Genomic DNA, 13600 nt, shown 5'->3' on the forward strand with positions numbered 1-13600 from the left:
GAAATTATATCTTCTATCCATAATCGTGTAAAAAGCGTTATGCAAGAGCACGAACTTGTAAATAACCAACATCATACACTCCAAAACTTAATTCAACAATTGAACGCATGCTTTGAAAATGTTTCTATGCGTACTACACATTCCAACGAATTAAATAACGAAATGCTACAAAAAGAGCAAAACTTAATTCAATCTATTGAAGAAATCATTGATTGCTCTAATGAAGGAAAAGAATCAGTTCATCGCTTACTCATTGTAATTAATAAATTAGGTGAACAATCTCAACGTACCTCTAATAGTATGAATCATTTAAGTGAGCGATCTAAAGAAATTGAACAAATTGTAGAAGTGATTCAAAACATTGCAGCACAAACAAATTTACTAGCATTAAATGCAAGTATTGAAGCTGCACGTGCTGGAGAACACGGTAAAGGATTCGCTGTTGTTGCTAATGAAGTAAGAAAACTAGCAGAAAGCACAGCTGAAAGTACAAAAAATATCGGTAACTTAACGAAAAAAATTCAAGAAGAAATTGAAAAAGCATATGAAAATACAAAAGATAATTTACATTTAGTTGATGAAGGTGTAGAAATGAGCGCTGATACTAACGCTAGAATTGAAAATATTTTAATGATGATTCAAACACTACAAAGTGGCGCTACAAATGTTATTAAAGCTATCGAAAACCAAAAATCTTGTAATGATGATATATTAAGAGAATTTGCAAACACACAACAAATGTTCCAAAAGTTAAATACTACTATTATGAACCATATTAATGATGCTGAAAAAGTCGATGTCCAATTATCAACAGTATTCAAGAAATAGTAGTTTCTCAATAATGCAGAAAATCCCCTATGACGTCATAGGGGATTTTTATTATATTTCGAATATTATTTTCTTCTCAATATTCGCTCTCTCTTTTGTTATAATAAAAAAGTTGTTTCTTTCGACTAATACACAAGGAGGATGTTATGGAACAATTTTATTACATTTTGAAATATTTAATTCTTGGTCTATTCCAAGGACTAACAGAACCAATTCCGATTTCTTCAAGCGGTCACCTCGTTTTAGCACAACATTTGCTAGGACTAAAAATAGAAGGGTTTAGCTTTGAGCTACTTGTTAATTCAGCTTCATTATTAGCTGTATTACTTATTTATAGAAATGACCTAATTCGTCTAACAAAGAATGGTCTATCTTATATATTCACAAGAGCAGAAGATGCAAAATCAGATTTCTTCTTTATTATTTATCTTGTTATTGCAACCATTCCAGCAGGTGTAATTGGTGTTTTATTTAAAGATTATATCGATCAGTATTTAAAAGGTGTGAAAATGGTTGGGATTTCCCTTCTCATTACCGCTATCGGTCTTTGGATTATTCGAAACTTACGTGGACGTAAAAATGATGGTGACCTTTCTATAAAAGATGCAATCATTGTCGGTCTAGCACAAGCTTGTGCACTAATTCCTGGTATAAGCCGATCAGGTGCTACAATCGTAGCAGCAATGTTACTTGGTATGAAGCAAGAAACAGCTCTTCGCTTCTCATTCTTACTATACATTCCTGTTAGCTTAGGTGGTTTATTGCTAAGTATTACAGACATTGCAAACGATCCAAATTTAGATACATTATTTGTACCTTATATTGTTGCTTTCATCGCAACATTCATCATGACATATATTTCATTAAAATGGTTTATGAACATTATGGCAAAAGGAAATTTAAAATATTTCTCTTTCTACTGTATTATCGTAGGTTTACTAACTATCATTTTCTTATAAAGTGAAACTTTAATCAGCCCTCACCAATCGGGATTTTATGGGCAGTTGATCTCCCACCTAACTTCTTTGCTCCGGCCGAATTTTAAGGTGGAAGTTTTACTGCCCACAAATAGCAGGATAAAATGATAGTTAACACTCTTTAAAGCAAGTCACTCTATTTAAATAGGATGACTTGCTTTTTTATATTTCCATTTTAAATAAGCTTTTTATTTACTTTGAATTTTCCGAATAGTATAATATTAATTATTCTCGTTACTTTTTCTTACTATAAAGAAAATAAAGTAAAACTGCTCTCTTCTATCCTATTTTTTTACTACTATCGAAAAAGAGGTGTTCGTATGTTTATCGTTACTAAACTTATTCATATAAAATATGGATATGAAAATGAAATATTTCATTCACTTAAACAGCATTCTCCGTCATATGGAACACATGGCTTTATTAACATAGAATTTCCACAGATGCATCGTACAGATAATAGTGCCGAATATATGGTTCGTATGCTATGGAAAACTCAACAAGATTATCACAAATGGCTTTCTCAAAAAAAGAATGATGAAACGTGGAAACACCAAATACAAAATTATATCCTTTCTTCAAAATCCAATGCTGCCTATATGCAATAAAAAACCTCTTACTGCCCCCATACAGTAAGAGGTTTTCCTTACACATAAACTTTCTTTTCCTGACAATACAAGCGAATAACATGTGTATTTTTTTGAAATAAATCATGTGTTAAGCGAATAATAATAAAATTTCGTTTTGTATTATCATCATGAACAAAAATCTGTTCCCCCTCCTGAAAACGCCACGTGCTTTCAAAAGTTGTAATATGATCCCCGCTTACTGAAAAAAGCTCATATTGCATATCATGTACCCTCTCTCAACTCATATTATCATAATATACTTATATTAAATTCAATATAACTTAATATAAGTATAATTTGTAATTTTTTCTATTTCGAACTATTTTAACTTTGTTTTACACTCCTTTTAACGCTATAATGATAAACGAATTTTCAATGAAAGGAGCTTCATTTTGACTGCATATTTATTTCCAGTAAAAACAGCTTTTATTTTATTCCCTATTTTGGCAATGTTTCTCTTAATTCCTTTTTTAATATTTAATTATCGAAAATACGGTTATTTAAATAAATGGCGCTCATTTATTTTATACTCATTATTACTCTACTTATTAAATGCCTATTTTCTTGTTATTTTGCCATTACCACAAACGTATGATACTTGTAGCCTACAACCGGCTAATACACAGCACATGCAACTCTCACCATTTTATTTCATACAAGAGATTAGTAATCATACATCGGCAATTTTGACGAAGCCAGCTACCTACTTCTATTTATTAAAGGAATCTGCGTTTTTACAAGTCGCTTTTAACGTTCTACTAACCGTTCCATTTGGTATTTACTTACGTTATTATTTCCGACGTAGTTTCTTACAGACTATTTGTATTTCTTTTTGTCTTTCATTATTTTTCGAGCTAACACAAGTGACTGGACTATACGGTATTTATAATTGTGCATATCGCTTATTTGATATCGACGATTTGTTTTTAAATACACTAGGTGGCGTAATTGGTTTTATCATTGCACCAATATTTACGTACTTCCTTCCGAAAGCAAACGAGTTAGATAGTCGTATTGATTTGGAAACGAAACCAGTCGGATTCATTCGTCGCCTTATCGCGATGCAAATTGATTGGATTTTCTTATCTATCGTTGTACCTGTCATTAAAAACAAAGGAAATTCTTTCTTCATTTCTAATATTCAATCTTACACCAATATATACGAACTCATTTTCATTACGTGTTCAATCTTTATTTACTTTATTATCATTCCATACTTTACGAACGGAAAAACAATTGGGAAAGCATTGCTTCGTATTTATGTGAAAGGAAAGTCAGATCGTATTACAATGAAGGAACTATTCATCCGTTACGGTATATTCTATTTTATTTTAGGTGGAATCAATTATATTCTTTCTAGTAGCTCTATATTAAATCTCACAGAGCCTTTAGTATTACTAGTTATATTGTTATTCCAATTCGTAATTAACGGCCTATTTATTATTCATGTTTTATTACATGTATTTAGCCGCGATAAGTTACTATTTTACGAGCGTATTAGTCAAACAAGAAATGCAATTATACTAAAAAAAGCTGACAAGTAATAATTTGTCAGCTTTTTTTCATAATCGTAAATAACTTTTCTGTATAAGGGCTTAAAAACATTCCTGTTTCATCTAGTGACTTCCTCATTTTTAGAAACGAATGCAATTCTGGATATATATTTTGTAATTTTTCGTACGTTAACGTATGCATTTTCCCCCAATGTGGGCGCCCTTCATACTTTAGAAAAATCTTCTCCACTTCACCAAAATAAGCAGCATATTTCATACCTTTATACATATGAACAGCGATATACGCTGAATCCCTTCCGTAGGCTGGACTGAGCCATATATCATCACCTTTCACATAGCGGCATTCGATTGGGAAGTGCACCTTATACTTTTTCTTTTCAATAAGATTTGAAATTTCTTCTACAACAGTCCTCATATACTTTGAAGGAACACTATACTCCATTTCATAAAATGGAACCGTACGTGATGTAGCAAACACTTCATAGCTTGGACCAATTATTTTTGTATTTGGTACAGCCTTAGCTGATAATTGGCTTACTCCTTTACTTATAGAAGGAAACCATTTACACCCTTTAGATAACAAAGAGAACATCCTATTTTCAAGTAACTCTACCTTTAGTTTATGCCATTTCAAATTACTTTCTTTACTCATTGTTTCATTTGTAAATTTCACTTGCACCTCATCTGAATAAGGAAAAACGAAAAATTCAAAATGACGATTTTTCTTATATTCTTCTAGCTTGTTCATTACAGTAGATAATGACTGTTTTTCACTTTCATAAACGAGCGAATACGCTCGGATAACCTTCAATTTTATCTTTACAATGATACCTAGCATTCCAAGCGACAACTGGAATGCTTTCCAATATTCGACGTTTTTGGTTTCTGAACAAACTATACTCTCACCTGTTGATAAAACTGCCGTGATCTCTATAACTTGTGTTGATAAACTCCCAAATGTAACACCGGTCCCATGAGTTCCCGTACTAATCGCTCCCGCAATAGATTGTGAATCAATATCCCCTAAATTTTCTTGCGCATAACCTTTTTCCTCAAGTAACTTCCCTAAATCATGTAACTTTGTTCCTGCCCACACTTCAACAGTCATCTTCTCTGCATCAATATTCATAATGCCCTTCAATTCATCTAAAGAAACTAAAATTTCTTCCGTTTGCACGAGAGGTGTAAAAGAATGCCCTGAACCGACAACACGAATTTTCTTTCCTTTTTCCCGTGCAAGCCCCACAACTTCTACTACATCTTGTATACTTTTTGGATACATCGTATAATGCGGCGTTCCTTCTACATTCCCTGTCCAATTTCTCCATTTTTGTCCCTTTATAGAAAGCATTGCCCATCCCCCCGATATGTTGAATACTCCCCAACAATCTCTCCCTCTTCAATACGATACAACATAGAAAAACGCTCACATAACTCCCCGGCTTTACTATGGCGAAACAATATAGTATCTCCTATATTCACTCGTTCCTCACCGTTATAAAAAATTGGCGTTTGCACTTCACCAGCACCTTCTAAAGCTAATAGTTTGGCGCCACCTGGTCTCCAAACCTCAGGCACTTTATCTTTACCAACTGCGCCTGAAGCAATATATCCACCACCGAGGCAAGTATAAATAAACGGAGCTGGTTTGCGCACAACTGGTAAAGCAAATCCGACAGCTGGATGAAATTGTACTTCTTTATAATAATCAAACAGTTTTGGAGAATAAAAAGCAGAACCTATTGTAATCTCGGAAACTGAATTATCTTGCTCAGTTGTTTTTATACTACCTGTTCCTCCTCCATTTACAAACCTTAGTTCAATACCAAGATTTTGGATTTCTTTTACGATATGTCCCCTTCTTTTTGTAACTTCTAGCACTGATTTTTTCTTTAAATACGAAATCACTTTACTTTTCATCCATTGATTCGGTATATGATCCCCCACCCCGGCAATTTGAGCTTCATATCCCATTACACCATCTAGTATTAAATATGATGACTCCTTCACCTTTTCTACTATTTTCAAAGCGTCTTGCCCATTTTTTACTGGGGATCTATGTACACCAAAATGAAATTTTAAAAAACGACTACTCATATCAATATCCAAACAAACGCGAAAACACCCTTTAGACTTCTCAGCAATTTTTTCTAAATAAACAATATGCTCTTCACAATCCACCATACATGTAATAATGAAACCTTGTTTTGTTAGTAAACTAATTTCATGTAAAGCTCGTTCATCATAAGCAGGGTACCCTAACAACAAATCATTAAATCCTTGTTCTATTAAGAACAAAGCTTCTCTAGGTGAAAAACACATAATACCTTGAAATCGATCATTTGCAGCTAAAATTCGTTTCATAATTGGAACAGATCGTAATGATTTACTCGCTATACGGATCTTCTTATCTCCACTTAACTCTATAATCGATTGAATATTCCTCTCTAAAGCCACTTCATCTAAAAATGCACACGGTAATGGAACTTCCTTAAAAATTCCTCTATCCACATTTTTCTCTCCTCTTCTATATATGTCTTATACATATTGGAAAGAAAGAATGATTTTCCTGTTTTCAAATAAAAAAAGTTTCTTCTTCACGAAGAAACTTTTTTAAGACTACTCTACTTCATAGAAATAGTCGCCTCTACTGGATAATGTGCGTCATCACTTTTAATGTATCATTTTCATTTGTGGACATTTCTGCTTGAACGGAAGACCCACTATATAAAGCTGCTAGACCCATCCAAAAGCTAAGTACCACCTTTCATGTATTGTATGGTTATAAAAAGGCCAAATACTCTATTCTGAGATTTGACCTTTCTCCAATACTTAACGATTTCCGTACGTATCAAACCAAAGCTGAATATATCCAGCCGTTACGCGTTGCGCATCCATTAAGCGCTTACCTGTTGTTGGTGTAACTTCAGTGCGCCATTTGTCGGCATAACTTTGTGATACAGCAGCTTTTACAAACCAACTTTTCGTATTACTATTTACAATTCCAGGGTAATCTTGCTTCGCAGCCACCGCTGCCCCATGAATCCAATCTTCAGGGTTCATACCCTTCCAATTCCAATATCCATTCCCGTCCGTTACTTTATAGTTATCTTTAATTGTATCTACAAAGTTTTCATATTTAGAGTGGAATCCTTGTGGATAAGAAATATTCGTAAAGTTTGCTGCATGCATCGGTTGATTTACATCTCCTAAGTAATGAAGAGATAACCCTAAATAGAAGAATGCTTGTTTCATATCTTTATTTTTATATGACTCACCAGCTAGTTTGAAATACTTTGCTCCCGTTTCCTTTGCTTGTTTTGCAAATGGAATATATGTACTTCCATCATCTGGATCATAGAAATGCGATGCAAATGTACTATTATCATAATAAGGATTTTCATAGTCAGCAGAATAAATACCGTTCTCTAAATCTGTACGCCATTCATTTAATAGCGCAACTTGATCTTGTTTTACAATTGTCGTATTACGAGACATAATATCAATTGCGCGATTCACGATCCATAAATGAGAGTTTACACCTTCTGAATGTTTATCTTCAGCAGACCAATACTGAATAATTTGCACTCTATTTCCTCCATCATTTTCATGTGCAAATGCTACACTTTGTAACGGAGCTACTAACGTAATTGCTGCTGCTAAAGCAAGAACTTTCTTTTTCATCTGAAATCCTCCATTTTATAATTAAGTTATAGTAAATATTTTGTTAAGATCCTACGATGTCTTTCGGTTAACCTATGATTAGAATATCCCACCTTTCATCGAATTTCTATTATTAAATCAAAATATGCAAATGTTCATATCACTATAACTTTATACATAGTGAACGTAATGAATGAATGCACTTACATTGTAATAAAGTATTATTAAGCTACTGCAAATGCTTATCTAAAATAATGTAAAAAAAGAGTAAAGCAATTACATGCTTTACTCTTTTTTTCTATTCGATAATATACTCGGCAGTTGCACATTCACTGCCAATTTATGAATAAACCCAAACACTAATCCAATCCCGATAAATATGTATAATATCGTAAATATCTTCCCAAAATCAGTTTGAGGACTGAAATTTCCATCACCGACAGTCGTCAATGTGACCACACTAAAATATAAAGCGTCAAGAGGACGTAATTCTTCAACTGTACTATAAAAAATCGTACCCGATGTTAATGTTAAAATTGTTAATACGAATAACACTTGAAATTCTTTATCTTTCCGCGCTCGTAAACAGGCTCTTAACATCCGTTTCAATGTCAACATAAATGAAAGCATTGGACTTCCCCTTCCAAACAAAAATACCTTTAGTTAAAGGAAAGTCTATCACCTTTCATTATAGAAAAAAAGTAGCCCTTTTCTATTTCTAGAAAAGGGCTACTTTCTTCTATTATATATTATTTAGGTGAAACAAGAATTTTCACTTGCGTTTTATCTTTTACAAGCGCTTCAAAGCCTTCTTCAACAACTTGGTCCACTGTAATTTTTTTCGTAATTAATTTCTCTGCTTGAATTTGGCCAGAGCTAATTAATTTAATAACAGCTGGGAATATATGACGATATCCAAGAATACCGATAACTTCTTTTTCTTTTAATACAAGGTTGTTCGGAGTAATTGTTGCATCTTTTTCCCATACACTAACAATTACAGTTTGGCCTTCAAAGCTTGTACTTTCAATCGCTTGACGAAGTACAACTTCAACACCTGTTACTTCAAAGCTAACATTTACACCTAAGCCATTTGTTAAGTTGCGAATTTCTGCTAATACATCTTGAGTAGCTGGATTTAATACGTAATCCGCACCTGCTAATTTCGCTAACTCTTGACGTTCTTTAGAAAGTTCCACTGCGATAACAGGAGTTGCTCCTGCTGCTTTTGCTGCTTGGATTACAAGAAGCCCAATCGGACCACAACCAAATACGGCTACAGCTTCTCCCTCTTTTAATTTACTTTGACGTACTGCATGAACTGCTACTGCTGCTGGTTCTACAAGCGCCCCTTGTTCATACGTCATTTCATCTGGAATATGATGAACCATATTTTCTGGTACTACTGTATATTCAGAGAAACCACCGCCTTCCCCGCCAAGACCGTGGAAAACAAGTTGTTCACAAACATTGTAATGTCCATGTTTACAAGCTTCACATTTACCACAAGAATAAATCGGTTCTACAACAACGCGGTCTCCCACTTTATGAGATGTAACTCCTTCACCAATTTCTACTACCTCACCACTAAACTCATGACCTAAAATAACCGGTGCTTTTACGTGTGTTAATGGATGTTCTTCTGTCGGAATAAAGATAGGACCTGCTAAATATTCATGTAAGTCTGTCCCGCAGATACCACACCATTTAACTTTAATCTTAACTGCTCCTGGTCTTACAGTTGGTTCTGGTACTTCTTCTACTCGTACATCACGTTGATTATGCCAAAGTAATGCTTTCATTTTATACATCCCTCTCTATGTATATACTTAACTTGGTGAAGTTTACAAATCTATTATAGTACTTTCATCCATATATTTCAAAAAAACAATCTCATTTCCACTAATTTTTAACAAATAACGTTCAATATTTTGTCACTTTGTACTTTTTTCCACATCTGTTAATTCAATTTCATTGCGGTTGAAATTAGCATTATGCCATAATAGCATAGGAGAGGTGAATATCACTTGAAATATTTTATTTACTTTATTGTTATCGTAGCGTTTTTAGATACATTTTCACAATTACCTATTATGAGTACTTTCGCTCAAAGTCTTGGAGGAACCCCTCTTGTTATCGGGCTAGTTGTCGGTATGTACTCATTCGCTAATATGATCGGTAATATTATTGCCGGAGCCGCTGTCGATAAATTTGGCGCAAAAAAAATCCTTTATATAAGCATGGGAATTACGAGTTTCATAGTCTTGTTATACACCGTTGTTCAAAGTGGTGAACAACTATTAGTTGTGCGCTTTATGCACGGTTTTAGTGACGGATTTTTAATTCCTGCTGCCTTTACGTTTTTATCAAAGCAAACAAATTCAGCACGGCAAGGTAAGGCAATGGCTCTATCTGGTGCTGCTGTTGGAACAGCGGCAATCGTAGGACCTGCTTTCAGCGGCATTATGAAAGCAACAGCTGGTATAGAGTGGGTTTTCATTACGATTTCTATTTTAATGGCCCTTGGTACAATCGTATCTCTATTCTTCTTACCAAATAACGTATCAAGAAAAGATACATCAAGAACACAAATGATGAACAAAAAAGATATGATTGAACTATTGAAATCAGAACCGTTATTACAAGCATATATTGGTGCTTTCACACTAATGTTTTCACAAGGGATTGTCACTTATATGTTACCAGTAAAAGTTGAGGCGTTAGCACTTAAAGCATCTACAACAGGCATGATGTTAAGTGTATTCGGAATTACCGCTATCCTCTTCTTCTTACTGCCAACAAATCGCATTTACGATCGATTTAATCGTTCAAAACTAATGCTAATTGGGATTTCAGTAATGGCACTAGCATTATCTCTACTCGGATTATTTGCAACAAAAAGCATGCTCTTTATCGTTATGATGATTTATGGAATTGGATTCGCTATCCTCTTCCCAGCAATTAATGCTTTACTTGTTGAAAATACGACAGATGGTAACCGTGGGAAAGCATTCGGATTGTTTTATGCATTCTTCTCATTAGGAGTTGTTGCTGGTTCCTTTACAGTTGGAGCAATCGGGGCATCACCTAGCGCTAGCTTTGTTATCGGAACTGCATTCTTATTAACATTTGCTGGAATGATTTATGTAAGAAGCAAAATAAAAAGCAAAGTAAAAGGCAAAGTAAAAAAGACAATGATGGGTTAATTTCATCATTGTCTTTTTTCGCCTAATATATATTACTTTTGTGCATAACCAAGTAATACTGTAAATAAACTTATGTATAAAATCAATACTACCTTCTTCATTTAAGAAAGAAACTGAATAAATACCGACGCTACTTCGACAATTTCCTCGGAAATATTTCCTTTCCCCTCATAATTTGATACACTATACATGAATCAATAGTTGTATTACATGAGCTAAAATAATAACGTACTGTACAAATAAAGAAGCACATTCTTCATATGAAGAATGTGCTTTTATTTTATCTTGATTGGTGTGGGCTAATAATCAGTAGAGGAGGGACAAAACTCCCACTGATTAAAGTTTCACTTTATTAACGTCTAATCCAAACAGCACCTGCAGACTTATCCTCTGCTTGTCCAACAACTTGGAATTTAAGACCAAGGTTTGGAACTTTTCGTCCTGCATCAGCAATTTGTTTGTTACTGTATACTTTTGAATCATCAAATGTTGTAACACCTTGTAATCCAGTATAATTAAACTGTCCACGTGTTAATGAATTTACACTCCATGCTGGCGTTTGATCAAATGAAAATGCAGCGTCTGCAATTTGCATTCCAGTATTACCGTAAGCTGGTTTCCCATTTAGATTGCCAACTAATGCTTCTGGATGAGAGTCTACAACACCAAGGAATCCTTCACCTGGATGCACCCCAACCCAGTTATCTTTGAAGCTATCATCTGCATACCAAACGACAAGACCTGTATTATACACCGGACCTCTTCCCGCTTTTAATCCATTATCTGACCCAGCATAGTTTCTCCACTCTAAATAATAATACTGAGGTTTCTTTTCTGTCCCATCAGAAATAACGAATCCATTTAATTTCATTTTATCTTGTCCTTCTGCATCATCTGAAAATACTACTTGTCCATCAACTGTTACATTTACATTATCCATTGCAAAACCTTTATATGTTAAAGCTGGATCTGTAATATAGTCGAATTGTAGTTTAACTTTCTTCCCTTTGAACTGACTTAAATCGTATGATTTATCAATCCATTTCCCATCTGTTGTATCTTTATCATCTTGTACTATCTTTTCTCCTAATCTATCAATCAATGTTTTTGTTCCATCTTCAGTTACAGCATGTACTTCGATGAAATCACACTCAGCTTCTAATTCATAATTCGCTTTATAATCAAACTTTGCATTTGTCCCCTTCGTTAAATCAAAGAACGGTGTTTCTAATTTCGTATGAATGTCATCGCCTCTTGTACTATAGTATGCCTGCTTTCCAAACCCAGGCTTAATTGTTTCAATACTCTTATCTGGTAAATTGACACGTACAACACCTGGACGATTTGATTTTGTAACACTTTGATCAATATATGTAGGAACTCCTACACCATGCTTAATTTTATCGTAATCTACTTCTAATATTTTTGCCCAGTTGCCACCCATATTCTTTTGTAAAAAGTCTTTATTTTGTGGTGAAAAACTAGTCGGCTCTGTTCCTGCAATTTTCCCTGTCCAACTACCTCCACTCATTAATGACCAAGCTTCAACGGGTGAGCCAGTGCCAGTATATTTCGTATCATATTCATCTGGTAAACCAAGGTCATGTCCAAATTCATGTGCAAACACACCTACTGCTCCATCTTCTGGTTCAATCGTGTAATCATGCGCTGCTACTTTTCCACCAAAGTAATCTACCTTTGATTTTGTACCTTCAATCGCTACTGGATCTGTTGCTAATTTTGAACGATGTGACCAAATCGCATCATCACCTAATTTACCACCACCAGCTTCTTGGCCAACACCAGCATGGATTACCATTAAATGATCAATTACACCGTCAGGTTCATTTTGATTCCCATCGCCATTTGTATCATATCTATCGAATTGATCAAACTGAGATAAATCTAACCCTTTCTCAGCAGCTGCATGTAAAGCTTCTTTCACTAAGTCACGCGCGCCTTTTGGACCTTTATTATCGTGACCACTGCTACCATCAGCCCCGTAATCAGCAGCTTTCCCTGGGACAGTTAGCCATTCAGTTACATATCCGTCTGTCGTATAACTGCCGCCAGACTGTTCTTCATAGTATTGTTTAAACGTTTTTACTTTTGAACCATCAAATAATGTATATGGCTCCTTACCGAACAACATCTTTTGATAATGCTCTCTACTAAAGTCTTTCGAATACATATAACCTGGTGTTTGATCAATATTATTATGTTTATAGTCACTAAATTCAACGAGTAGCACTAATACTTTATCAGATCGCACAGATCCCTTATACGGAGCTTGCTTTGCCTTAGAAGTTGGAACTTGTCCATTCAATTGCTTTTTATTTGGTTCCGGCTTTTGCTCAGGGTTAACATTTTTTTCGTTTTTCTTTACATTTTCCTTTTCTTCCATTTTTTTCTCTTTTACTTTTTTCACGAAATCCGATGTTTCTTGTGTATGATCATCTGGCAAAATTTCTTTATTTGCCTGATCCCCTTTTTTCTTTTCAATATATTGCTCTACAGCCTTTTTCGTCTCTTCTTTAGATGATGCTGGATTAATTGCTCCTCTTTCTTTCAACGCTTCCGCTAAACGATCTTCTTGAATTAAATTATGATCAATTGGCGTTGTAGACACACTTTCTTTTGCTGGCGTTTCTGCATATGCTAACGGAGCACTCATTACAGATGTGCATCCGATAGTTGCCGCAATTGCTAACGTTGATAGTACTTTAAATGGAACTTTTCTTTTCATCCTCTGTCTCTCCTTTTATAAAACTTAAAATTCAGAT

Annotated in this window: 11 protein-coding genes and 1 pseudogene; 5 read left to right on the forward strand and 7 right to left on the reverse strand. The window is 34.5% G+C overall.

Going from position 1 to position 13600, the window contains the following annotated elements:
• The 3 genes and pseudogenes from KI356_RS05955 to KI356_RS05965 all read left to right on the forward strand — a co-directional run.
• Positions 1-842 (forward strand): annotated as a pseudogene (locus KI356_RS05955) (methyl-accepting chemotaxis protein); the annotation flags it as partial.
• A gap of 132 nt (positions 843-974) precedes the next feature.
• Entirely contained in the window at positions 975-1787 is an 813-nt protein-coding gene (locus KI356_RS05960) for an undecaprenyl-diphosphate phosphatase (RefSeq protein WP_128282832.1), read from the forward strand.
• Positions 1788-2125: 338 nt separating this feature from the next.
• Positions 2126-2413: an antibiotic biosynthesis monooxygenase family protein gene (locus tag KI356_RS05965; RefSeq protein WP_212935043.1), complete on the forward strand. Its 288-nt coding sequence runs from the start codon at positions 2126-2128 to the stop codon at positions 2411-2413.
• A gap of 38 nt (positions 2414-2451) precedes the next feature.
• On the opposite strand, the gene KI356_RS05970 is transcribed toward KI356_RS05965, so the two are convergent.
• Positions 2452-2655, reverse strand: coding sequence for a hypothetical protein (locus tag KI356_RS05970; RefSeq protein ID WP_002116219.1), 204 nt, complete (start codon positions 2653-2655; stop codon positions 2452-2454).
• A 171-nt stretch (positions 2656-2826) separates the two neighbouring features.
• Between KI356_RS05970 and KI356_RS05975 the strand changes: the two genes are divergently transcribed.
• Positions 2827-3978, forward strand: coding sequence for a VanZ family protein (locus tag KI356_RS05975; protein ID WP_212935044.1), 1152 nt, complete (start codon positions 2827-2829; stop codon positions 3976-3978).
• 7 nt (positions 3979-3985) lie between these two features.
• Here the strand turns inward: KI356_RS05975 and KI356_RS05980 are convergent, their stop codons facing one another.
• From KI356_RS05980 to bdhA, 5 genes are all read right to left on the reverse strand, one after another.
• The gene (locus KI356_RS05980; RefSeq protein ID WP_212935045.1) at positions 3986-5299 is read right to left on the reverse strand and encodes a D-arabinono-1,4-lactone oxidase; all 1314 of its coding nucleotides are present in this window, start codon (positions 5297-5299) and stop codon (positions 3986-3988) included.
• On the reverse strand, positions 5287-6459 hold the full coding sequence (locus KI356_RS05985; protein WP_128282829.1) for an amino acid deaminase/aldolase: 1173 nt from the start codon (positions 6457-6459) through the stop codon (positions 5287-5289). The genes KI356_RS05980 and KI356_RS05985 overlap by 13 nt, the downstream gene beginning before the upstream one ends.
• A gap of 321 nt (positions 6460-6780) precedes the next feature.
• On the reverse strand, positions 6781-7632 hold the full coding sequence (gene cerA / locus KI356_RS05990; RefSeq protein ID WP_002116209.1) for a phospholipase CerA: 852 nt from the start codon (positions 7630-7632) through the stop codon (positions 6781-6783).
• A 264-nt stretch (positions 7633-7896) separates the two neighbouring features.
• Positions 7897-8241: a potassium channel family protein gene (locus tag KI356_RS05995; RefSeq protein ID WP_002116206.1), complete on the reverse strand. Its 345-nt coding sequence runs from the start codon at positions 8239-8241 to the stop codon at positions 7897-7899.
• Between the two features lie 119 nt (positions 8242-8360).
• Entirely contained in the window at positions 8361-9413 is a 1053-nt protein-coding gene (gene bdhA, locus KI356_RS06000; RefSeq protein WP_002116204.1) for a (R,R)-butanediol dehydrogenase, read from the reverse strand.
• Positions 9414-9638: 225 nt separating this feature from the next.
• Between bdhA and KI356_RS06005 the strand changes: the two genes are divergently transcribed.
• Positions 9639-10817 carry an MFS transporter gene (locus KI356_RS06005; protein WP_212935046.1) on the forward strand — a complete coding sequence of 393 codons (1179 nt, stop codon included), beginning with the start codon at positions 9639-9641 and terminating at the stop codon, positions 10815-10817.
• 352 nt (positions 10818-11169) lie between these two features.
• Here KI356_RS06005 and inhA2 read toward each other — a convergent pair whose 3' ends face one another.
• The gene (gene inhA2, locus KI356_RS06010) at positions 11170-13563 is read right to left on the reverse strand and encodes a M6 family metalloprotease immune inhibitor InhA2 (RefSeq protein WP_212935047.1); all 2394 of its coding nucleotides are present in this window, start codon (positions 13561-13563) and stop codon (positions 11170-11172) included.
• Positions 13564-13600 lie beyond the last annotated feature (37 nt).

Source organism: Bacillus hominis (assembly GCF_018332515.1).
Taxonomy (GTDB): Bacteria; Bacillota; Bacilli; order Bacillales; family Bacillaceae_G; genus Bacillus_A; species Bacillus_A hominis.

Coding starts and splice junctions, on each gene's coding strand:
- KI356_RS05960 (WP_128282832.1), top strand. CDS start 975: ATGGAACAATTTTATTACATTTTGAAATATTTAATTCTTGGTCTATTC.
- KI356_RS05965 (WP_212935043.1), top strand. CDS start 2,126: ATGTTTATCGTTACTAAACTTATTCATATAAAATATGGATATGAAAAT.
- KI356_RS05970 (WP_002116219.1), bottom strand. CDS start 2,655: ATGCAATATGAGCTTTTTTCAGTAAGCGGGGATCATATTACAACTTTT.
- KI356_RS05980 (WP_212935045.1), bottom strand. CDS start 5,299: ATGCTTTCTATAAAGGGACAAAAATGGAGAAATTGGACAGGGAATGTA.
- cerA (WP_002116209.1), bottom strand. CDS start 7,632: ATGAAAAAGAAAGTTCTTGCTTTAGCAGCAGCAATTACGTTAGTAGCT.
- KI356_RS05995 (WP_002116206.1), bottom strand. CDS start 8,241: ATGCTTTCATTTATGTTGACATTGAAACGGATGTTAAGAGCCTGTTTA.
- bdhA (WP_002116204.1), bottom strand. CDS start 9,413: ATGAAAGCATTACTTTGGCATAATCAACGTGATGTACGAGTAGAAGAA.
- inhA2 (WP_212935047.1), bottom strand. CDS start 13,563: ATGAAAAGAAAAGTTCCATTTAAAGTACTATCAACGTTAGCAATTGCG.